The sequence below is a fragment of the Jutongia huaianensis genome (assembly GCF_014384985.1).
GTDB lineage: Bacteria > Bacillota > Clostridia > Lachnospirales > Lachnospiraceae > Jutongia > Jutongia huaianensis.
The window spans coordinates 103,233-126,521 of the sequence record NZ_JACRSX010000004.1 but is presented as its reverse complement, the minus strand read 5'-3'; the positions used below and the strand labels follow the sequence as shown (position 1 = coordinate 126,521).

17 protein-coding genes are annotated in these 23,289 nt (G+C 46.3%); all 17 read left to right on the top strand.

Features of this window, described 5'->3' with window-relative positions; all coding sequences use genetic code 11:
* The first annotated feature begins 146 nt into the window (after nt 1-146).
* The 17 genes from H8704_RS05380 to H8704_RS05300 all read left to right on the top strand — a co-directional run bounded on the left by H8704_RS05380 (nt 147) and on the right by H8704_RS05300 (nt 23,213).
* Nucleotides 147-4,085 carry a glycoside hydrolase family 2 TIM barrel-domain containing protein gene (locus tag H8704_RS05380; protein WP_249297606.1) on the top strand — a complete coding sequence of 1,313 codons (3,939 nt, stop codon included), beginning with the start codon at nt 147-149 and terminating at the stop codon, nt 4,083-4,085.
* Between the two features lie 146 nt (nt 4,086-4,231).
* Nucleotides 4,232-5,317, top strand: coding sequence for a VanZ family protein (locus H8704_RS05375; protein WP_249297605.1), 1,086 nt, complete (start codon nt 4,232-4,234; stop codon nt 5,315-5,317).
* 74 nt (nt 5,318-5,391) lie between these two features.
* The gene (locus tag H8704_RS05370; RefSeq protein ID WP_022465899.1) at nt 5,392-5,583 is read left to right on the top strand and encodes a hypothetical protein; all 192 of its coding nucleotides are present in this window, start codon (nt 5,392-5,394) and stop codon (nt 5,581-5,583) included.
* 48 nt (nt 5,584-5,631) lie between these two features.
* Nucleotides 5,632-6,066, top strand: a complete 435-nt coding sequence (locus H8704_RS05365; RefSeq protein WP_249297604.1) for a MarR family winged helix-turn-helix transcriptional regulator — start codon at nt 5,632-5,634, stop codon at nt 6,064-6,066.
* A gap of 19 nt (nt 6,067-6,085) precedes the next feature.
* Nucleotides 6,086-7,066 (top strand): leucine-rich repeat domain-containing protein, encoded by a 981-nt coding sequence (locus H8704_RS05360; RefSeq protein WP_249297603.1) that lies wholly within the window; start codon nt 6,086-6,088, stop codon nt 7,064-7,066.
* A gap of 12 nt (nt 7,067-7,078) precedes the next feature.
* Nucleotides 7,079-8,386 carry a vWA domain-containing protein gene (locus H8704_RS05355; RefSeq protein ID WP_249297602.1) on the top strand — a complete coding sequence of 436 codons (1,308 nt, stop codon included), beginning with the start codon at nt 7,079-7,081 and terminating at the stop codon, nt 8,384-8,386.
* On the top strand, nt 8,376-9,869 hold the full coding sequence (locus tag H8704_RS05350; RefSeq protein WP_249297601.1) for an ATP-binding protein: 1,494 nt from the start codon (nt 8,376-8,378) through the stop codon (nt 9,867-9,869). Before H8704_RS05355 ends, H8704_RS05350 begins: the two co-directional genes overlap by 11 nt.
* An 88-nt stretch (nt 9,870-9,957) precedes the next feature.
* Nucleotides 9,958-10,899 carry a polysaccharide deacetylase family protein gene (locus tag H8704_RS05345; RefSeq protein WP_249297600.1) on the top strand — a complete coding sequence of 314 codons (942 nt, stop codon included), beginning with the start codon at nt 9,958-9,960 and terminating at the stop codon, nt 10,897-10,899.
* Between the two features lie 115 nt (nt 10,900-11,014).
* The gene (locus H8704_RS05340; RefSeq protein WP_249297599.1) at nt 11,015-11,818 is read left to right on the top strand and encodes a polymer-forming cytoskeletal protein; all 804 of its coding nucleotides are present in this window, start codon (nt 11,015-11,017) and stop codon (nt 11,816-11,818) included.
* A 20-nt stretch (nt 11,819-11,838) separates the two neighbouring features.
* Nucleotides 11,839-12,543, top strand: a complete 705-nt coding sequence (gene pyrH / locus H8704_RS05335; protein WP_118677805.1) for a UMP kinase — start codon at nt 11,839-11,841, stop codon at nt 12,541-12,543.
* Nucleotides 12,544-12,560: 17 nt separating this feature from the next.
* Entirely contained in the window at nt 12,561-13,115 is a 555-nt protein-coding gene (gene frr / locus H8704_RS05330; RefSeq protein WP_022465907.1) for a ribosome recycling factor, read from the top strand.
* Between the two features lie 115 nt (nt 13,116-13,230).
* Nucleotides 13,231-13,944: an isoprenyl transferase gene (locus H8704_RS05325; RefSeq protein WP_022465908.1), complete on the top strand. Its 714-nt coding sequence runs from the start codon at nt 13,231-13,233 to the stop codon at nt 13,942-13,944.
* A 27-nt stretch (nt 13,945-13,971) separates the two neighbouring features.
* Nucleotides 13,972-14,760 (top strand): phosphatidate cytidylyltransferase, encoded by a 789-nt coding sequence (locus tag H8704_RS05320; RefSeq protein WP_249297598.1) that lies wholly within the window; start codon nt 13,972-13,974, stop codon nt 14,758-14,760.
* 78 nt (nt 14,761-14,838) lie between these two features.
* A complete protein-coding gene (locus tag H8704_RS05315; RefSeq protein ID WP_249297597.1) occupies nt 14,839-15,987 on the top strand; it encodes a 1-deoxy-D-xylulose-5-phosphate reductoisomerase in 1,149 nt (382 codons plus the stop codon).
* 84 nt (nt 15,988-16,071) lie between these two features.
* Nucleotides 16,072-17,424, top strand: coding sequence for an RIP metalloprotease RseP (gene rseP / locus H8704_RS05310; protein ID WP_249297596.1), 1,353 nt, complete (start codon nt 16,072-16,074; stop codon nt 17,422-17,424).
* 20 nt (nt 17,425-17,444) lie between these two features.
* The gene (gene ispG / locus H8704_RS05305; protein ID WP_022465912.1) at nt 17,445-18,512 is read left to right on the top strand and encodes a flavodoxin-dependent (E)-4-hydroxy-3-methylbut-2-enyl-diphosphate synthase; all 1,068 of its coding nucleotides are present in this window, start codon (nt 17,445-17,447) and stop codon (nt 18,510-18,512) included.
* 63 nt (nt 18,513-18,575) lie between these two features.
* A complete protein-coding gene (locus H8704_RS05300) occupies nt 18,576-23,213 on the top strand; it encodes a PolC-type DNA polymerase III (RefSeq protein ID WP_249297595.1) in 4,638 nt (1,545 codons plus the stop codon).
* Nucleotides 23,214-23,289: the final 76 nt, after the last annotated feature.

Here is a 23,289-nt window from a genome sequence, read left to right as displayed (position 1 = left end):
AGAGCGAGTTAAACAAAAATAAATGGATTAGAACAAAATGAACATATACTTTTCTGAAGTGGTTGAATTCCTCTGGTAGCATTGTTAAGATAATTATATCGCGATACGGTAACTTGTTAGAATTGTGAAAAAGTGGAGGAAGGAAAATGGGTTTGCACAAAATGAAACAGAGAGTCATGGCAGGGGCACTGGCTGTAGCGATGGTTGCAACAATGATGCCGGAAGGGTACTCTGTCACGAGAACTGCTGCTGCGGAAACAAAGGAACAGTTTATGGATAGTGAATTTTCGTATGGAGCACTTCCGGAGGATGAGGTGACGATGCCGGAACGAACAAAATGCACGGGAGACGAATGGAAGGGAACGGAAAATAATCTTAATATTACATCTGTCAACACATTGAAAGACAGCTCTAATCTGATTCCTTATCATAATGTGGAGTCTGCATTTTTGGGAGCAAAGGATTATGCCAGAGAGGGTTCGGACTATTATCAGCTTTTGACCGGAGAAAAGGAAAAATGGGATCTGACTGTATTGGATAACCCGTCTCAAGCAGAAAAGCTGGGAGCTTTTGAGACAGAAGATTATACGATGGATCAGAAGGATGGCTGGAAGAATGTAACACTTCCGGCAAGCTGGACCAGCTATGGCTTTGATCATTCTATTTATACGAATACCACCATGCCGTTTGAGGAATATGTGTTATTTCCTGAGGCACCGGTAACGAAAAATCCGGTGGGACTTTACCGTAAAGAATTTACTGTGGATGATACAATGTTTCAGGAAAATGGAAAGATATATATTACCCTTGGCGGTGTAGAATCTGCATATTACCTTTATGTCAATGGTGTGGAGGTCGGATATAGTGAGGACAGCTATGATCCTCATACCTTTGATATTACAGATCTGCTTCATAAACAGGGAGAGAAGAACCTGCTGGCAGTAAAAGTGATGAAATTCTGTGATGGAACATGGCTTGAGGACCAGGATATGATCTATGACGGTGGCATTTTCCGGGATGTTTATCTGACAAGTACACCTGCTGTTCATATTCAGGATTATGATTTACGCACAGATCTGAATGATAATTACACAGAAGCACAGGTAAATATTAAATTACAGACACAAAATGATTCTGTCAATGGCAGACAAAACATGGCTGCCAAAGCGGTGCTTTACGATGAAAACGGAAGTGAGGCTGCATCAGGACAGGTTCAACTTGGAGAGATAAAAGCGGGGGAGAGTAATAATTCAGAGATATCATTTTCGGTCAGTAAACCTGCGCTGTGGGATGCGGATCATCCCAATCTTTATACGCTGGTAGTTTCTCTGTATGATGCTCAGGGTAAGCTGCACTATGAAAGCGTAAGCCAGAACATAGGTTTTCGTAAGCTGCATTTTACATCGACAAAGGTCACATCGGACGGAAAGTATAATAACGCTACGGAGCATTACGATACTGTTACGCTTAATGGAAAACGTCTGCTGATCAAAGGGATAAACCGCCACGATACAGATGTGGAAACAGGAAAATATGTTTCGCCAGAAGTGTACAGGGAAGATGTACGTCTGATGAAGCAGAATAATATAAATGCAATTAGGACATCTCATTATCCGAATGATGATTATTTATATTATCTTTGTGACAAGTATGGAATTTATGTGATGTGTGAAAGTAATAATGAGTCTCATGCGATCAATTCTGACGAGGAAAAACTGAGTAGGCTGGAGAAAGCGGCACTGACAAGACAATCTGCATCGTATGAGCGTTTCAAGAATACCACCTGTAATCTGTTCTGGTCTATTGGAAATGAATCATCCCAGGGATGGACGGAGAAGGATGGTGATTATGCGGGTGGGATGTTTGCCCATCTGGTGCAGTTTTTTAAAGATCGTGATAATACCAGAATGGTACATTATGAAGGAATGAGTGCCGGAAGAAAGGGTTCCACTGCTATTGATATGGTAAGTCATATGTATTATTCACCGGATAGTACATTATCATATGCACAGGATGAGAGTCATATGCCGTTTTTGTTATGCGAGTATGATCATGCAATGGGAAATGCAGTTGGAAATCTGAAGGAATACTGGGATATCATTCGTCAGTATGATAATATGCTGGGAGGCTTTATCTGGGACTGGGTGGATCAGTCCAGAAAAGTAGCCATTAAGGATGGTGACTGGGATTATTATGGACAGGAGAATGCTCATACCAGCGGTCTGTATGATCTGAAGGGATACTATTTAGGATATGGTGGAGACTGGGGAAGTACATCTGCAGATAAGAATTTTTGCCAGAATGGACTTTTGTCCGCAGACAGAGATCCGCAGCCGGAGATTAAAGAGGTAAAATACCAGTATCAGGACTTTTGGTTTACTTCTTTGGGAGAAAAGCTAAATGGGCAGACTGTTCATATAAAAAATGAAGGAATTTCAAAGGATTTATCAGAATATGATGTGGTTTGGGAGTTGAAGGAAAATGATACGGTTATTCAGCAGGGTACCTTAAAGGAAACATTAAAGCCTCAGGAAGAGAAGGATATCGAGATTCCATATTACCTTCCACAGAATCTGAAAAAGGGGGCAGATTATTATTTGAACCTTTCCGTGAAAACGAAAGAAGCTGCATGGCCATTGGAAAAAGGATATGAGGTTGCTTATGCGCAGTTTGTTATAGATGCTTCGGTGGAAAACAGTAGTCATCTTTTACAGGGAGATGAGGTGACAGTGAAAAAAAAGGATACATATTATGAGGTATCGGGAAAGGACTTTCATTTTACCATTGATCTGGACACAGGACTGATGGGAAAATATTACTATAAAAATGATATTTTAATGAAGAATGGACCGGTTCCCAATGTTGGAAGAGCGAAGCTTGATAATGATTCGAGCAGATATGCCGATCTGATGAAGGAGCTTACGCTGGCAGGGGAACCGGAAGTGATAAAAAATGCACAGGGCTGTTATGTCATTAAAGTAAAGTGGAATACAGCATATTTTAACGGATCAACCAAGGACAAGCAAGATACTGTTGCAATGAATTATCTTGTAGAAAACAATGGTGCAGTAACAATCAATGTAGTATATGACCTGACAAATATGCAGGGAAAGAAAATAGCAAAACTTGGGACAATCTTTTCTATGCCGGAGGGAAATGAAGATATTTCATGGTATGGAAATGGAGATGGAGAAAGTTATAATGATCGTCAGAGCTATACAAGAAAAGGTGTTTATCATACAAGTGTGAATGAAATGTATTATCCGTTTGCAATGCCCCAGGATTGTGGAAATTTGACAGGGGTTCACTGGTTTAATATTTGGAATCAGGCAACGCAGTGCGGTCTTTTGATTTGCGGGAATGATGAGCTGAATACATCGGCCCTTCCTTTTTCACCGGAGCAGTTGCAGAATGCAGAGCATGTAAATGAGTTAAAGCCGTCCGGTGATACTTATGTCACGGTGGATACGGCTGTCCGGGGAACCGGAAATGGTTCCTGTGGTTATGGAACATTAAAAAAATACAGAATTCAGAATAAGCTATATGATTACAGTTTTACACTGGTTCCGGTAGAGCTGCAGACGGGATATATGGATATTGCTTCTGAATACCGGGGACAGACATTGTCTTTCGAAAAGGCTTCCGGGGGGAATAACGAAAATGCCGGGGATGACAACACAGGAAATACACCGACGGCTGGCGGAACGCCGGAACCGGTACAGACTCCTTCCGGTATTTCAGGGGTTGTGGCTGCAGAAACTCCTGGAAAAACAGCTGTTTCTCCAGGAAAGGTGACCGGAGTAAAGGGTACTGGAAAGAAAAAGCAGATAAAGGTTCAGTGGAAAGCACAGAAGGCAGTTACTTACAAAATTGCATATAGTGCCAATAAAAAGAAGCTTGCCGGGCTGAAAGACAGCGTGGCAGCCAAAAAGCAGGGAGTTAATGTGAAATCGGCAAATAAAAACAGCATTGTGATTAAAGGGCTGAAAACAGGAACAAAGTATTATATAAAAGTATGTGCCGTAGACCGGTCCGGAAAGAAAAACGGCAAATGGTCCAAGATGGTATCGGCGAAGACAAAATAGTAATATTGAAGCAGCATAGATCATTGAAAACAACCGTTATGAAATGTTTATTCATTTTGTAACGGTTGTTTTTTGATGAAATTATGGTAAGATACATAAGTAAAATGAAAGTTAGGCATTCAGATCGAGATGTGTGAGGGTGGAAAATGAATATTTTTCAATGTATGATGGCAGATATAGCAAAGGTGGTTTCCTTTGTGCCCAAAGCGGCAAAGACAGGCATTGTTTATGGAATCGTGATGCTGTTCTTCTGTCTGGCAGCGGGAAAGCTGCGGTATCGGCAAAAGAAAAAGCAGCCAGAAGGAATGAATACGGACGGGGAGACGGAAACGGTTTGCCGGTGGTGGCCGCTCCGACAGGGTCAGTGGATCGGAAGTATTCTTTTTGTAATTTATTTTCTGGTGCTGCTACAGACGGTATTTTTTAGCAGAGAACCCGGCAGCAGATGGGGGACGCAGCTGCAGTTTCTTGGAACCTGGGGAACTACAATGCAGGATCACGCGTGGGTTCTGGAAAACATTCTGTTGTTTCTTCCGTTTGGGATTCTGCTGCCCGTCTGTCTGCCGGGCAGAGGTCATTGGCTGACCGTGCCGGCCGGAATATTATGCAGCGCATGTATAGAATATATCCAGCTTCGCACCGGCAGGGGCTATTGTCAGCTGGATGATGTGGTCATGAATGGACTTGGAGCACTGGCCGGCTGGCTGATCTGGTGGCTGATCCGTTTGTTTTGTATGGGAGTAAGGTTATTTTGGCATCAGACCTTCATACGAAAACGGGTTTTTCTGGTGGCAGCGGTTTTGTGGATGGTTGTGATCTTTTTATTTTCTTCCCAGCCTGCGGATGAATCCACACAGACAAGCCTGCGGGTGGAAAGGGTTATCTGTGCATTGATGATACCGGACTATAATATGAAAACACCAGAGGAGCAGACAGCACTGGCAGAGCGGATTGAGTTTCCGGTCAGGAAAGGAGCACATATGACAGAATATGCCATATTGGCAGTTCTTTTGCTGGGGATACTGGCGGGAGAATATATGGAAGGATGTATTGTGATCTGGTCCGTTATCCTGGCGGCATTATATGCTTCTACGGACGAGTTTCATCAATTGTTTGTGCCGGGGCGCAGCGGGCAGTTCCGGGATGTGCTGATCGACAGCTGCGGCGCAGCGGCCGGTACGCTGATTGTGTACGCTCTCTGGTGGAGGGGAAGCCGTGGACACCGGAAATGATACCATCTGGAAAAAGCATTTTACATTGTGTTTCTTTTGGGGTAATATGGCTAGGCAGGAAAGGAGCGGTCAGAATGGATTTTATGATTGGAAGTGTAGATGCAAAGCGGCTTCGCAGGGATTTACTTCGACAGCTTCGAAGTATTCCGAACCAGAAATCGCCGGAGGTACGAAATAAAATATATACAGCCCGGCTTACGGATGAACAGGGACTGCTTGCCATGGCCAAAAAGGAGGGCATGGAGATCCGTCGGTATATTCGGTGAGAGAAAAGGAAAACAGAACATTTGATATGGAGACAGGGAGACATAGAAATGATCGATGAGCAGAATTTAGGTGAAGAATTATACAATCTTTTGGCAGAACTGCTAAACAGCAAAATGAACCGGACAGTGATGGACAGTATCCGTGGTGAATACGGTGTGCTGCGGTATCTCTGCTATATTGAAGACCACGTTCATGCAGGAAAGCTGACAGAGCATCTTCATGTAGTACCGGGAAGGATGACGGATATTCTGACGAGTCTGGAATCTAAGGGACTCATCAGGAGAGTGCGTGGGGAACGGGATCGTCGTCATGTGAATGTGTGTATCACGGAAGAAGGAAAAAAACAGGTAATGGAAATGCGTCAGATGATCAGCAGAGAATATGAAGGAATGTTTCAGATTCTGGGACCGAAGGATACGGAGGAGCTGATCCGGCTTTTGAAGATTGTCCTGTCATATCCCGATGCGAAGGACTCCAAATAAAAGATACAGAGGTTAAAAGATGGACTTTAAGAGATGGATGGTTCATAGAACGCAGTTATATTTGTATATAGAAGAAGCAGAAAGTGGGGGAGTACGTCTTTTACGATGCTACGGAGATTCTCCCGCTATTGCTGTGCCGGGAGAGATCAATGGATATCCGGTGACAGAGATTGGCAATTACTGCTTCGCGGATTCCGCGAGGGTCCGGGAGGCTCCGGAAAGACCGGATGGAACAAGGTCATTATCCGGAGAATATCTTCAGCAGGTGGAATTACCGGATACCGTAAAAAAACTTGGAAATCTTGCTTTTTATAACTGTAAAAATCTGCAGGAGCTTTGCTTTGGAATAAATCTTACCGAAGTGGGGAGTGACGCCTTTATGAACTGTAGATTGCTTCACCGGTTCCGTATAACCGGAAATATGAGACAGGAGACCGGTCTGAAACAGCTTCTGGCGCAGAGAATGTGTTCTATGGATGTTTTTTTTGTGGAGGGGCAGAGGATTGTTGGCAGATTGTTTTATCCGGAGTATGAAGAATATCATGATGAGATCGGACCTGCCCACATTTTTGCTATGAGCATCCGGGGAGAGGGATTCCGCGCGAGACAGTGTTTTCGTGAGGGGCTTGTTTCACTCCGGAATTATGATGAGATATTTGAACAGGCCTGTGCTGAAGAAAGTGCAGAAACATTGTGTCGTTTGGCAGGAAGCAGACTGGCATATCCTGTAGATCTGGAGGAGATACCGGAACAGAGATACCGGGAATATCTGCAGGAGCATCAGGAGGTACTGGCGGCAGTTTTGGTAGAGGAGCAGGAGATAGAGACTTTACGGCAGTTTGCAGCCGGTAATATACTTTCCGGGGAAGGATTACAGATGGCAGCGTCAATGTCATCCCGGAAGGAGTGGGTGCAGGGAACCGCGGAAATCTTGAAACTTCAAAGACAAAAGCTTCAGGAAACACCGAAAACAGAAAGGTATACATTTGAGGAATGGTAAAAGAGGAATATAATGAAAGAACATATCATGACAGAGACAGAGTGGGAGGATCAGATGGCATGTAAGGTGCTTGCGTACACCAAAGATGCTTTGTTTGTGGATCTTCGTTATATGGGAAGGGCGTTTCAGATCATGACGCCGCAGGCAGACCGGCAGATCACCACGCTGGCGGCTGACGGGGAGGTGCTTCATTATTCTTCGGAGCAGCTGATCCGGGTATTTCAAAAAAATGATAAATATCTGAATCGCCTTTATCTTCACAGTGTGCTTCATTGTCTGTTCCAGCATTTGTGGATCGGGGGACAGAGGGAGCGGCTGCTGTGGCATATTGCCTGTGATATTGCTGTAGAATATGTGATCGACCATCTGGATAAGCCGGCTGTACAGCGCATCCTTGGATGGACCAGAGAGCAGGTTTATGGTGAATTAGAGAAGCTGGGCAGTGGAATTTCTGCAGCAGTGGTATACCGTTATCTTCAGGAAAAGGATCAGGAGATGGTCCGAAAGCTGGGACAGGAGTTTTTTGCGGATGATCACCGGTACTGGCCGAAAGAGGAGCACAGGCAGGCGATGCCTTCGCCTGCGAGAAATCAATGGAAGCAGGCGGCGCATCAGATCTCTCTGGAGCAGAAACGGCAGGGGGATGACAGCGAGAAAGGACAAAGACTGCTGGGACAGCAGATGAAAGCCGGACAGCGCAGAAGAAGCTATCAGGAGTTTTTGAAGAAATTTGCTGTAATGCGGGAGGAACTGAAGCTGGATCCCGATGAGTTTGATCTAAGCTATTATACCTATGGGCTGCAAATCTATGGCAATCTGCCTCTGGTGGAGCCGGTGGAAAGCAGTGAGGTAAAAAAGATACAGGATTTTGTGGTGGTTGTGGATACCAGTTATTCCACCAGCGGGGAGCTTGTGCAGGGGTTTCTGCAGGAGACCTTTCAGATCCTTGCAGGGCAGGACAGCTTTTTTCGAAAGGCGAGGGTCTGGGTGCTGCAGTGCGATGAGACGGTACAAAAGGAGGATGTGATCTGTTCTCTGGAGGAGTTAGACCGTCTGTTTGATCATTTTGAAATATACGGTGGAGGCGGCACGGATTTCCGGCCGGCTTTTACACGGGTGCAGGAGCTTTTGGAACAGGGAGCTTTTGACAACCTCTGCGGTCTTTTGTATTTTACGGATGGAAAGGGTGTTTATCCCGGTGAAAAACCGCCTTACAAAACGGCATTTTTATTTCTGGAGGATTACGAGGAAGAGAAGGTGCCGCCGTGGGCGATGCGTATGAGAATTGATGAGGGGCAGGTTCGTTATAATGAATATTAAAGAGGCAAAGAATGAGATAAAAAATACTGTACAGGCATATCTGAAAAAGGATGAGATGGGAGATTACAAAATTCCCTCTGTCCGTCAGAGACCGATCCTTTTGATGGGGCCTCCGGGAATTGGAAAGACACAGATTATGGAACAGATCGCACGGGAGTGCAAAGTTGCATTAGTGGCATACAATATTACCCACCACACGAGACAGAGTGCTGTGGGGCTGCCGTTTATCCGTGAGACCTCTTATGACGGAAAGACGTATTCCGTCACAGAATATACGATGAGCGAGATCATTGCCAGTGTATACCGGAGGATGGAGGAGACCGGTCTGCAGGAGGGAATCCTTTTTGTGGATGAGATCAACTGTGTTTCAGAAACACTGGCACCGACCATGCTGCAGTTTCTTCAGGGGAAGATGTTTGGTAACCAGAAGGTGCCGGAGGGATGGGTGATCGTGGCGGCAGGAAATCCGCCGGAATATAATAAATCCGTCCGGGATTTTGATATGGTTACATTGGACCGCGTCCGCCGGATCGACGTGGAAGCGGATTACGGTGTCTGGAAGGAGTATGCGAGAAAGCAGAGGATACACGGTGCCCTGTTAAGCTATCTGGAGCTTCGCCCAAAGAATTTTTACCGGGTGGAAGCTGATGTGGATGGTCTGCAGTTTGTGACAGCCAGAGGCTGGGAGGATCTCAGCCAGCTTGTCTATGCCTATGAGGAGCTGGGACTTCCGGCAGGGGAGGAAGTTGTCTATGAATTCCTTCGTCATCACGATGTGGCAGAGGATGTGGCGGCATATCTGGAGCTGTATCATAAATATCAGGATGATTACGGCATCCCGGAGATTCTCAAAGGATGTGTCCGGACGGAGGTGTATACGAGACTTTTTCATGCTGCATTTGATGAGCGGGTCAGTGTTGTGGAACTTTTAACGGATGCGCTTCAGAGCCGGCTGGGACAGATATGCCGGCAAAAAAGAAAAACAGACCGGTGGTATGACTATTTAAAGGAATATCAGCATACCTTAAAGGAAGAGGAAACGCATCAGACACCGGCGGAGCAATATAAAATGCTTTTGGAAAAGCTGGAAGCAATGAATCAGAAGGCCGGGAGGGCAGAACTGGAGGAAAATTCCGCTCTTCGGGAAAAGGAGAGTCTGGTCCGGGAGATGGCAGCGTTTCAGCCGGCAGCAGCAGAGGCAAAAGAAGCTTTTGGAGAGGCCGCTGCCGGCTTCGAGCAGTGCCGGCAGCAGCTGGAACTTCTGGAGCAGGAAGGGGAAAAGGCAGTCGAGGCAGCCTTTGATTTTATGGAAAATGCCTTTGGGAACGGACAGGAGATGATATTGTTTGTCACGGAGCTGACGTTAATGACGGAGGCAGTACAGTTTTTTGCGCAGCATCCATGCGAGCGGTATCTGCAGTATAATCAGGAGCTTTTGATCGGCACCAGAAGACGGGAATTACTGGATGAATTAAATCAATAGATGACAACTCGTGTACTGGACGAAACAGCAAAGATATGTTATACTTTTGCAATATGGGTCTTGTTTCCATAGGAGAGAGGGGGACGAAATGACACGACAGGAGGAACGCATCCGTGCAAGACGGCGTCAGAGGCGGAAACAGGCAATGATGGTTCGCCGGATTTTGTTTAGTGTGTGTCTGCTGATCATCCTGGGATTGTGCATTTATGGCTATCGGAATCATAAACGGGTACAGACGCTTGGAGGAAAGATCGACCGGCTGGAACAGCAGCTGAAGCAGAATAAAACAGATCGGGAAAATCTCCGGAAGGAGCTTGACGATCTGCAGAAAGAGCTTCAGGAAAAGCAAAAGGAGCTGGAGAAAATACAGGCGGCTCTCTATGATGATCCGGAGAAGCCGAATGTCTATCTGACCTTTGATGATGGACCAAGTGCAAATACGGATTCCATCCTGGATACGCTGGCAGCCAATAATGTCCGGGCAACATTTTTTTGTATTGCCCAGAAAGGGGAGGCCAATCAGAAGAGATATCAGAGGATCGTTTCGGAGGGGCATACTCTGGGAATGCATTCTTATACACATGTTTACCGGACGGTGTATGCTGATCTGGAATCTTTTGAGAAGGATGTGACAGGGATCAGTGATTATTTATATCAGATCACCGGAGTCAGACCAAAGTATTACCGTTTTCCCGGAGGGAGCAGCAATACTGTCAGCAAGGTACCGATGAAGGAATGTATCCGTTATCTGAATCAAAGTGGTCTGACATATTTTGACTGGAATGCCCAGAATGATGATGCTACAGGAAAGTCCTATACGGCTGACCAGCTGGTGGAGCATGCCCTGAGAAATGTTAAGGCGGCAGGCAGTAATGTGGTATTACTAATGCATGATGAGCAGACCAAAACAGCAACGGCAGAATCTTTACCAAAGCTGATCAAACAGCTGAAAAATGCTGGTTATGATATATTGCCGATCACAGATAAGACACCATTGGTACAGCATGTATCAAAGGATTCTGTGAGCTGACAAAAGAAAAAAGAAATGGCAAAAGAACAAGGGACAGTGTGAAAATAAATTTTCACATATATATTTGTATCTGCGGTCCCAAATTTGCAGGTACAGGAAAGGCATGGTTAATAAGATGAGTGAATTTGAAGATGCAAATGTAGATAAGGACATACTCAGTCAGATCTTTGGTGATGATCTGGCGGATGATACAAAGGCAGAGAAAGCAGATGACAGTCTGTTTGCGGATAGTGCAGCAGAGGAGGAGCCGGCAGAAGAAACGGTTGCTCCGGAAAGTGCGGCAGAGGAGCCGGAAGAGCAGCAGGAGGAGCTTTCCGTGGAGGATATTCTGAAGGCTGCCAGAGAGGAAGAGGAGCCGGAGCCTGTTGATGAGGAGTTATCTGTAGAGGATATCCTGAAGGCAGCCAAGGAGGAGACTCCTGTAGAGGAAAGTCAGCCGGAGGTCAGGGCAGCGCAGATTGATACGGATGACGATGATGTGACCGTGATCACTAAGGGAACAACCATCAATGGTGGCATTTCTTCCGAGGGATCTCTGGAGGTTATGGGTACCATTACCGGTGATGTGGACTGTCTCGGCAGAGTTTCCGTATATGGTACGATTTCCGGTAATGTGTCTGCTTCTGACGTATTGGTACAGACCAAGCGTCTGGAGGGCAATATTAAGAGTGAGGGTGCCGTAGAGATATCCGGCGGCACTGTAGTCATCGGAGATATCGAGGGTACTTCCGCAACAGTAGCCGGTGCTGTCAAGGGAAATATTGATGTCAACGGACCGGTGATCGTGGATTCTACAGCTATTGTACAGGGAAGTATCAAGGCGAAATCCATTCAGGTCAATACAGGAGCTGTTGTAGATGGATACTGCTCATTGAACTATGCAGGTGTGAACCTGGATGAGTTTTTTGAAGATAAATAATATGGGGATGGACAAAAATTATGGCAAAGTATAAGAGAGTGTTATTAAAATTAAGTGGTGAAGCCCTTGCCGGTCCAAACAAGACCGGCTTTGACGAGGCAACCTGTCTTGAGATTGCCAGACAGGTGAAAGAGCTTGTGGATCAGGGAATCCAGATCGGTGTTGTAACAGGTGGCGGTAACTTTTGGAGAGGACGTACCAGCAAGAACATCGACCGCACCAAAGCAGATCAGATCGGTACACTTGCTACCGTAATGAACTGCATTTATGTTTCTGAGATATTCCGTTCTGTCGGGATTCAGACAGCTGTGCTGACACCGTTTGCCTGCAGCTCCTTTACCGAGCTCTTCTCAAAGGATTTGGCAGTGAAGTACATGGAGCAGGGAGTTGTAACATTTTTTGCCGGTGGTACCGGTCATCCGTACTTCTCAACAGATACCGCTCTTGTATTGAGAGCAGTGGAGATGGAAGCGGACATTATTCTGTCCGGCAAGTCTATTGACGGCGTGTATGATTCTGATCCGGCAGTCAATCCGGATGCCAAAAAGTATGATGAGATCGATATCAATGAGGTCATCAACCAGAGACTTGGTGTCATTGATCTGGCAGCAGCCGTTCTGTGCATGGAAAATCATATGCCGATGATGATCTTTGGTTTAAATGAGGAAAACAGTATCGTTAATACAGTACAGGGAACCACTCACGGCACCCTTGTGACAGCATAATTAAATGGAGGATTACAATGAGCGTGGAATTAAAACAGTATGAGGACAAAATGAACAAGACACTGGACAGCCTGTCCGGTGAGTATACAACGATCCGTGCAGGACGTGCCAATCCGCATGTGCTGGACAAGATCACCGTAGATTATTATGGTACACAGTCCAATCTGCAGAGCGTGGCAAACATTTCGGTATCAGAGGCACGTACTCTGGTGATTCAGCCTTGGGAGGCAAGCCTGATCAAGGAGATTGAGAAAGCGATTATGACATCAGATCTCGGACTGACACCAAACAATGATGGTAAGGCAATCCGCCTGACTTTCCCGGAGCTTACGGAGGAGCGTCGTAAGGAGTTAGTAAAGGATGTTCGCAAGAAGGGTGAAAATGCGAAGGTAGCTATTCGAAATATCCGTCGTGATGCTAACGATGCGATCAAGAAGGAGCAGAAAGCAAATGAAATCTCTGAGGATGAGGAGAAGACATTGCAGGATGACATCCAGAAGCTCACAGATACCTATATCAAAAAGGTAGATGGCATGGTTGAGGATAAGTCAAAGGAAATTATGACAGTATAAGATTTTTCAGCAGGGATAGGCGGTTGTCTGTCCCTGTGTTTTCTAAGTTCAGAAATTTACATCAAGTTGTCTTTTGACATAGATATCAAGAGAAAGAGAAAGGATTCGTAGACCTATGGGTGAGAATAATAAAGCAGTGCCAAGACATGTGGCAATCATATTGGACGGAAACGGCAGATGGGCCAAAAAGCGTATGCTCCCAAGAAATGCCGGTCATGCCGCCGGCAGCAAAAATGTGGAAAAGATCTGTGAGGCAGCATGGAATATGGGAATTGAGTATGTTACTATGTATGCGTTTTCCACAGAAAACTGGTCAAGACCACAGGAGGAAGTAGATGCCCTGATGAAGCTTCTTCACAGCTATCTGAAGGATTGTATTAAGACAAGCAAAAAGAACAATATGCAGGTGCGTGTGATCGGTGACATCAGCCGTCTGGAACCGGATCTGCAGGCAAAGATCAAAGAGCTGGAGGAGGTATCGGCAAGCAATACCGGACTTCATTTTCAGGTTGCCCTCAATTATGGCGGCAGGGATGAGCTGCGCAGAGCAGTACATAATATGGTACAGGATGCTGAGAATGGCTCGCTTCACGCAGAGGAGGTAACAGAGGAAAAGATTGCTGAATATCTGGATACCAAAGGGATTCCCGATCCGGATCTGATGATACGGACCAGCGGGGAGCAGAGATTATCCAATTATCTGTTGTGGCAGCTTGCTTATGCAGAGTTTTATTTTACGGACACCCTGTGGCCGGATTTCAATAAAAAAGAACTGGAAAAGGCAGTTGAGTTTTTCCAGTCGAGAGACAGACGATTCGGAGGAATTTAGTGTGATCGGAAAGGTGAGGTATTTGTAATGTTTTGGACAAGATTGGCAAGCGGGATCGTGCTGGTGGCGATCACCATAGCACTGATGGTAAACGGCGGATGGCCGCTATTCTGGGTAGTGACAGCGATTTCGCTGATCGGGTTATTTGAGCTTTATCGTGCAGCAGGACTTCAAAAAACACCTCCTGCCGTGATTGGATATATATCCAGTGTGATTCTGGATATTCTCATATTAGACGGATATTATGAATATTTAATATTATGGCTGATTCTTACTCTGATGGTAATGATGGCGTGTTATGTGATCGCTTATCCAAAATATCATTCGGATCAGATGACCTTATTGTTTTTCGGACTTGTTTATGTGACTCTGATGATGTCCTTTATCTTTAAAGTACGTTATCTGGAGGGGGGGATCCTGACAGTATGGCTGATCTTTGTGGCTTCCTGGGGGTCTGATACCTGTGCGTATTGTGCCGGAAAGCTGTTTGGAAAGCATAAACTGCCATCGAAGCTGAGTCCGAATAAGACCATTGAAGGTTGTCTGGGCGGGATTATTGGTGCTGCCCTGATCGGCTTTCTGTTCGCACTGGCATTTTATCGTCAGGAGACCGAATTCTGGTGGCAGTTTGCAATGATCGGAGGTGTTGGTTCCGTAATCTCCCAGATTGGAGATCTGACAGCTTCCGCAATTAAGCGTAATTATGATATTAAGGATTATGGAAAGCTGATACCGGGTCATGGTGGCATTCTGGACCGTTTTGACAGTATTATATTTACGGCACCTTTAGTTTATCTTCTTGCAATTCTGCTATAGGCAGTCAGAGAAGAAAATCACAATTTCAACTTATGATTGTAGTCAGATAAGGGAATTATTTACAATGGGAGGATCCAAGTGAGACATTTAGCAATTTTGGGCTCTACAGGTTCCATTGGAACACAGACGCTGGAGGTTGTAGAGAATAACGAGGATATGAAAGTGGTGGCATTGGCTGCCGGAAGTAATATTGATCTGGTGGAGCAGCAGATCCGCAAGTTTCATCCGGAGGTAGTATGTATTTACCGGGAGGAGAAGGCGAGAGAGCTGGCACGCAGAGTAGCAGACGAGAATGTTTCCGTGCTGTATGGCATGGATGGACTGACCGCCTGTGCAACAGTGGCATCGGCTGATGTGGTGGTAGCTGCTGTGGTAGGGATGATCGGAATCCGTCCGGTGATCGAGGCAATCAAAAATGGCAAGGACATTGCCTTTGCCAATAAGGAGACGCTGGTGACAGCGGGACATATTATAATGCCGATGATTAAACAGCATCAGGTACTTCTGACACCGGTAGACAGTGAGCATGCGGCAATCTTTCAGTGTCTGAACGGAGAGCATCATGGGGAGATCAGTAAGATCCTGCTGACGGCATCCGGCGGACCGTTCCGGGGAAAAAAGCGGGAAGAGCTTGCTCACGTTACCGTGGAAGATGCATTAAAACATCCGAACTGGTCTATGGGACGCAAGATCACGATTGATTCTTCCACCATGGTCAATAAGGGACTGGAGGTAATGGAAGCCCGCTGGCTGTTTGATGTGGATTATGATCACATTCAGGTAGTAATCCAGCCTCAGAGTGTGATTCATTCTATGGTAGAGTTTGTAGATGGTGCAGTGATGGCGCAGCTTGGAACACCAGATATGAAGCTTCCGATCCAGTATGCGCTGACATATCCCCAGAGAAGAAATCTGCCGGGAGAGCGTCTTGATTTTTCGAGGCTTACAGATATTACCTTTGAAAAGCCGGATCCGGAAACCTTCCGTGGTCTTGCCTTGGCGTATGAGGCGGGACGTCAGGGAGGCAGTATGCCGACGGTGTTTAATGCTGCCAATGAGAAAGCAGTTGCGATGTTTTTGGATCGAAAGATCGGTTACCTGGATATTCCTGAGATCATTGAGAAATGTATGAATGATCATCATAAGATTTCCAATCCTTCACTGGATGAGATTCTTGCGGTGGAGGCAGAGGTATATGCAAAAATTGAAAAAGAAAAAGAACTCTAAGGAGTTTATATCAGGAGTTTCTTTGAAACTTCGACATATGTAGAAATTACGCATAAATAATGAGAAGAGAGGCTGGTTGTTGGAATGAATATTGTTGCGGCATTGTTGATATTTACCGTTATCGTGGTGGTTCATGAGTTCGGACATTTTCTGCTCGCAAAGAAAAACGGAGTGGAGGTCACAGAGTTTTCGGTGGGAATGGGACCGAGGATCATCACCTTTTGCAAGACAGACAAGGGAATGACCTGTAAGTTGTTTTGCAGTCAGAAGCTGTTTGAGGAGAGAGAGGACTGGGCTCATATCACGAAGTATTCATGGAAGCTGTTTCCGATCGGAGGCTCCTGTGCTATGGTAGGAGAGGATACGGAGGATGAATCCGAGGGATCTTTCAATAGCAAAGGTGTGTGGGCAAGATTTTCCGTCATCTTTGCAGGTCCGTTTTTTAACTTTATTCTGGCATTTGTGTTCTCCATTATCATTCTTGGGAACGCCGGCATTGATATGCCGGAGGTAGTACAAGTGCTGCCGGGACAGCCGGGAGAGGCTGCCGGAGTGCAGGAGGGTGATATGGTACGGAGTATTAACGGACATAAAATCTCCATCGGAAGAGAGATCACCACGTATCTGCAGCTTCATCCGCTGACGGAAGATACGGTAAAAGTCGTAGTGGAACGGGACGGAAAGGAAAAGACGCTTTCGATCGATCCGGATTACAAGACATATCTGTTTGGATTTAGTTATCCTTCTGATGAAAAGTCAAAGGCGGAGGTTTCCGAGGTTACGGATGATGGAGCCTTCAAGAAAGCTGGCGTGAAGGAAAAGGATACGATCCTGGAGGTCAATGGGACGAAGGTAACAAACAGCGGAGAGCTGAGCCGTATTATGGAGAAATATAAAACAGGCAAAGCGGTCACATTTGTCGTTGACCGGAAAGGCGAAGAGAAAACCTTCCAGGTGACACCAAAGCCATATGAGGGAAAGACGCTGGGCTTTGCCGCATCCAAAAATGAGATGAAGGGACCGGCCGCAGTTCTCAAATATAGCGTGATAGAGGTGAAATACTGGATTGAGACTACCGTAGCGAGTCTGGGACAGCTGGTGCGGGGAAAAGTATCCCGCAATGATGTATCCGGTGTCGTTGGTATCGTGGATGCCGTAGGTGGTGTAATTGACCAGAGTGTAGAGTATGGTGTAAAGACAGTCATTATCAATATGCTCTATATGTCCGTGCTTTTAAGTGCCAACCTGGGAGTGATGAATCTTCTGCCATTACCGGCGCTGGACGGTGGAAGACTTGTATTTATCCTGATTGAGGCGGTTCGGGGCAAGCCGGTGGATCGGGAGAAGGAAGGTTTTGTTCATGTGATCGGTTTCTTCTTGCTGATGATTCTGATGGTACTGATCATGTTTAATGATATTTGGAAGATTATACATTAATAGGGAAAGGTGTGATGAAAATGTACAGAGATCATACAAAAGTAGTTCATATCGGAGACGTTGCCATCGGCGGAGGAAATCCGGTGGCAATCCAGTCTATGACAAATACAAAGACAGAGGATGTTGCAGCAACCGTAGCCCAGATTCATAAATTGGAGGATCTGGGCTGCGATATCATCCGGTGTGCCGTGCCGACGATGGAGGCGGCAGAGGCACTGGAGCAGATCAAGAAGCAGATCCATATTCCTCTGGTGGCGGATATTCATTTTGACTACAGGCTGGCGATTGCAGCTATGGAGCATGGAGCAGACAAGATCCGCATTAATCCGGGCAATATCGGAGATAATGATCGTGTCCGTGCCGTGGTGGATGTGGCAAAGGAGAGGAATATTCCGATCCGCGTGGGTGTCAACAGTGGTTCTCTGGAAAAGGAGTACATACAGGAATATGGTGGTGTAACTGCAGAGGGGATTGTACGAAGTGCTCTTGGCAAGGTGAAACTGATCGAGGATATGGGATACGATAATCTGGTGATCAGTATCAAGTCCTCTGATGTATTGATGTGTATCAAAGCACACGAACTGATCGCGCAGAAGACAAATTATCCGCTTCATGTGGGGATTACAGAGTCCGGAACCGTTCTGTCCGGCAATATCAAATCTGCCATTGGTCTGGGAAATATTTTGTATCAGGGCATTGGTGATACGATCCGTGTCTCCCTGACCGGAGATCCTCAGGAGGAGATCCGGTCTGCACGTCTGATCCTTCGGACATTGGGGCTTCGTAAGGGTGGTGTGACGGTTGTGTCTTGTCCTACCTGTGGAAGAACCCAGATTGATCTGATCGGACTGGCAGGCAAGGTGGAGGATATGGTCCGTGATATGGATCTTGATGTAAAGGTTGCTGTTATGGGCTGTGTTGTCAATGGACCGGGAGAGGCGAGAGAAGCAGACATAGGAATTGCAGGAGGCAAAGGAGAAGGTCTTCTGATCAAAAAGGGAGAGGTTGTAAAAAAACTTCCGGAGGATCAGCTTTTGAATGCACTCCATGATGAATTAGTTCAGATGCAGAAAGCGAAAGAAAAATAATACCGTTTTGCCACAAGGTGACGGTATTGTGGTAAAAGATAGATCGGTATGAGGTGATAAGGAATGGAACAGACATTATTGGATACCTTTGAAGGGATGAAAATGACAGACCGTCAGAAAAATCTCTTTGCGGATGTCATGGTAGACCGGATACAGCTGTATCGTAATAAAAAGCTTATGTGTGTCAATCTAAAGAGCAGTCATATCATTCCTTATCGTGAGATCCGTCTGGTACGCCATAATCTGGAAACGGTTATGGGACCGGTGGGATTTTCGGTCAGAGTAGATGATCGATATAATTTATCAAAACAGTATCGTCCTGAGGATTTCTGGAAGGAGTATCAGGATAGTATTATGGAGATCCTGAAGGAGGATAATATCCTTGACTTCAATATTCTTTACAGAGGTCAGGCGGAGATGAACGGTTCTATGCTGACGGTGACATGTGAGGACGACTCCATGTATCGGGCAAGACAGGACAAGCTTACCCGGAGACTTCAGGAGATTTTTGAAGACAAGGCAGGATTTCATATTGAAGTTGAGATCAATTATACGGAAGCCTCCACTCTGGAGGCCCCTTCTCCGGAATATGAATATGTGCGTCTGGAGCACCGGCCGCAGCAAAAGCCTGCAGCAGGTTCGGATGGAAATGGAACAGCCGCAGCACCGGAGCATAACAGCGAAGTGCCGTGGGATGATGGTGCAGCGGCAGAAGGAAAGAAAAAGAAGCCGGAGGAGAATAAAGCCAATGAGGAAGCGGCTGCGGCAGCTGCTGCCAGTGCGGCGATGCAGGCGGGACAGGATAATGTACCGGGTACACAGCAGAAGACAGCGGTGGCAGGAAACAGCGGTGGCTCCAAGGGGCGCGGGAATGCTGGCACCAATAACGGTGGTGGCTATGGAAATAGTGGCGGTTATGGAAATGGCGGCTATGGTGGCAGGGGCGGCTGGAAGAAAAAAGGCGGTTACCGTGGCAACATCGATGAGGAATGCTTCTATGGCAGAAACTGCGAGGGAGATCACGTCAGGATCGTGGATATTCAGGATGAGATGGACGAAGTCGTGATCGAAGGAATGATTACCGGTGTAGAGGCAAAGGAGCTTCGTAGCGGTAAGATTCTTCTGATGTTCAATATTACAGATTTTACAGATACGATTTCAGTGAAGATCTTTATGCAGCCGGAGCAGCATGCGGAGATTGAGGACAGCGGTAAGCTCAAGAAAAATGAATTTGTGATTGTAAAGGGAATGCCTCTCAGAGATAAATTCAGCCATGAGATCAGCATTGGATCTGTGCGTGGAATGAAACCGGGTCACGATACCAGGGTGTATCGTATGGATCATTATGAGGGAAGAAAGCGTGTAGAGCTTCATGCCCATACACAAATGAGTGAGATGGATTCTGTTATGGATATCAAGGCATATGTAAAAACTGCCTTGAAGTGGGGGCATAAGGCAATCGCCATTACCGATCATGGTGTGGTACAGTCCTTTCCGGATGCCGATCATGCACTAAAGCCGGATGATGACCTGAAGCTGATCTATGGTGTGGAGGCTTATCTGGTAGATGATCTCATCGAAACGGTGGAAAATGACAGAGGGCAGGATTTAAGTGCGCCGTTTGTAGTGTTTGATCTGGAGACCACAGGCATCGGAGCCAAGAATAATGAGATTATCGAGATCGGTGCGGTCAAGGTGGTTGATCAGACCATTGTGGACCGTTACAGTGTCTTTGTGGATCCTCAGAGACCGATCCCGTATAAGATCGAACAGCTGACTGGGATCAATGACAGCATGGTGCATGGAGCAAAGCTGATCACGGAGATCCTGCCGGAGTTTTTGGAGTTTTGTAAGGGCTGTGTAATGGTAGCTCATAATGCATCCTTTGATATGGGATTTATCCATCAGAAATCAAAAGATCAGGGACTTGATTCTGATTTTACCGTGGTGGATACCGTATCCATGTCGAGAGCACTTCTGCCTCATCTGGGAAAGCATACGCTGGATCATGTGGCAAAGGAGTTAGGTGTCTCTCTGGAGAACCATCATCGTGCCGTGGAGGATGCTGAGGCGACAGCGGAGATTTTCTTACGTCTGTGCAAGAGATTGGAGGAGAAGGGAATCACAACCCTGACACAGCTCAATGAGTTTGGCAGGCCAACGGAAGAGGTGATCCGGAAGCTTCCTTCTTATCATGCGATCATTCTGGCAAAGAATGAGATTGGTCGTGTCAACCTGTACCGTCTCGTTTCTGAGTCTCATTTAAAGTATTTTAACCGCCGGCCGAAGCTGCCAAAGAGTCTTTATCTGAAATATAAGGAAGGACTGATCATGGGGTCTGCCTGCGAAGCAGGAGAGCTTTACCGGGGAATTCTGGAGGGCAAGACGGACGAGGAGATCGATCGTCTGGTGCGGTTCTATGATTATCTGGAGATCCAGCCTTTGGGCAATGATGAGTTTATGATCAGGGACAATGACAGATATCCACAGATTCAGGATGAAAATGATCTGATGGAGATCAACCGCCGGATCGTGGCATTGGGAGAGGAGTATCATAAGCCGGTTGTGGCAACCTGTGATGTACATTTCCTAAATCCGGAGGATGAGGTATACCGCCGGATCATTATGGCGGGTAAGGGGTTCTCTGATGCAGATCAGCAGGCACCTCTTTTTTACCGGACCACCGAGGAAATGTTGTCAGAGTTTCAGTATCTTGGTGCCGCAAAGGCAGAGGAGGTCGTGATCACCAATACAAACCTGATCGCCGATATGATTGATTACATTCATCCGTGCAGTCCGAGAAAATGCCCACCGGAGATTGAAAATTCCGATCAGGATCTGAGAGATATTTGTTATAATAAAGCGCATTCCATGTATGGAGAGAATCTGCCGGAAATCGTAACGGAGCGTCTGGAGCGTGAGTTGAACTCCATTATCAGTAATGGATACGCCGTAATGTATATTATCGCCCAGAAGCTTGTATGGAAGTCTGTGGAGGATGGTTATCTGGTAGGTTCCCGTGGATCAGTCGGATCTTCCTTCGTTGCGACCATGGCGGGGATCAGTGAGATCAATCCGCTGCCGGCACATTACTATTGTGGCAAATGTCATTATTATGATTTTGATTCTGATGAGGTAAAGGCTTATGCCGGTTCCTCTGCATGCGATATGCCGGACAAGAAATGCCCGGTGTGCGGAGAAATGCTGTTAAAGGATGGTCACGATATTCCATTTGAAACATTCCTGGGCTTTAAGGGAAATAAGGAGCCGGATATTGACCTGAACTTCTCCAGTGAATATCAGAGTAATGCCCACGACTATACCGAGGTTATCTTTGGAGCGGGACAGACCTTCCGTGCCGGAACAGTAGGTACTATGGCGGAGAAGACGGCCTTCGGATATGTAAAGAAGTATTATGAAGAGCATGGGGAATCCAAGAGGACGGCAGAGATTGAACGGATCGCCAGCGGCTGCGTTGGAGTGCGCCGCTCAACAGGACAGCATCCCGGCGGTATCGTTGTTCTTCCGGTAGGAGAGGAGATTTACACCTTCACGCCGGTGCAGCATCCTGCCAATGATATGAAGACAAGAACCATTACGACTCATTTCGATTATCATAAGATTGATTCGAACCTGTTAAAACTGGATATTCTGGGGCATCAGGATCCAACCATGATACGAATGCTGGAGGATCTGACGGATGTGGATGCTGCTGCGATCCGTATGGATGATCAGGATGTGTTGTCTCTGTTTGAGTCGCCGCGGGCACTTGGCATCAAACCGGAGGATATCGGGGGCTGTAAGCTGGGAAGTCTGGGACTTCCAGAGCTTGGTACCCATTTCGTTATGAACATGCTGGAGCAGACCAAACCAAAGAGTTTTTCGGATCTGGTCCGTATCTCCGGTCTGTCTCATGGAACCAATGTGTGGCAGGACAATGCGGAGTACTTTATCTCGCAGGGATATTGTACTCTGTCTACGGCAATCTGTACCCGTGATGATATTATGACATATCTGATCCGGATGGGGGTCGAGAATGAGCGTTCCTTCAAGATCATGGAGAGTGTACGAAAGGGAAAGGGACTGGATGACAGTATGATCGCTGATATGAAGGCATGTGATGTGCCGGACTGGTATATTGAGTCATGCCAGCGTATTAAGTACATGTTCCCGAAAGCCCATGCGGCAGCCTATATTATGATGGCGATGCGTGTAGCGTGGTTTAAGGTACACAGACCTCTTGCTTATTATGCAGCCTATTTCAGTATTCGTGCAACGGCATTTAACTATGAGCTGATGTGTCTGGGAAAGGAACGGCTGGAGTATTATATGGCAGATTACAACAAGCGTTCCGACAGTCTGACTGATAAAGAGAAGTCCACATTGGAGGATATGAAGATTGTGCAGGAAATGTATGCCCGCGGCTTTGAATTTGTCAAGATTGATCTGTACAAGTCGAAGGCGACCCGTTTTCAGATTGTTGACGGCAAGCTGATGCCGTCCTTCTCATCGATTGACGGACTGGGGAATGTCGCAGCGGAGATGATCGAGGCAGAGGCACAGAAGGGAAAGTTTTTGTCAAGAGAGGATTTCAAGAACCGTTGTAAGGTCAGTGCCACGACAGTAGATACTATGGCTGAACTGGGACTTCTGGGAGATATGCCACATACTAACCAGATGTCATTGCTGGATTTTATGTAAATAATGAACCCTAAAGGGTTCATATTAGGAGTTTCTTCGAAACTCCGCTATGCGAAAAGTTTATAATTTTAAAAGG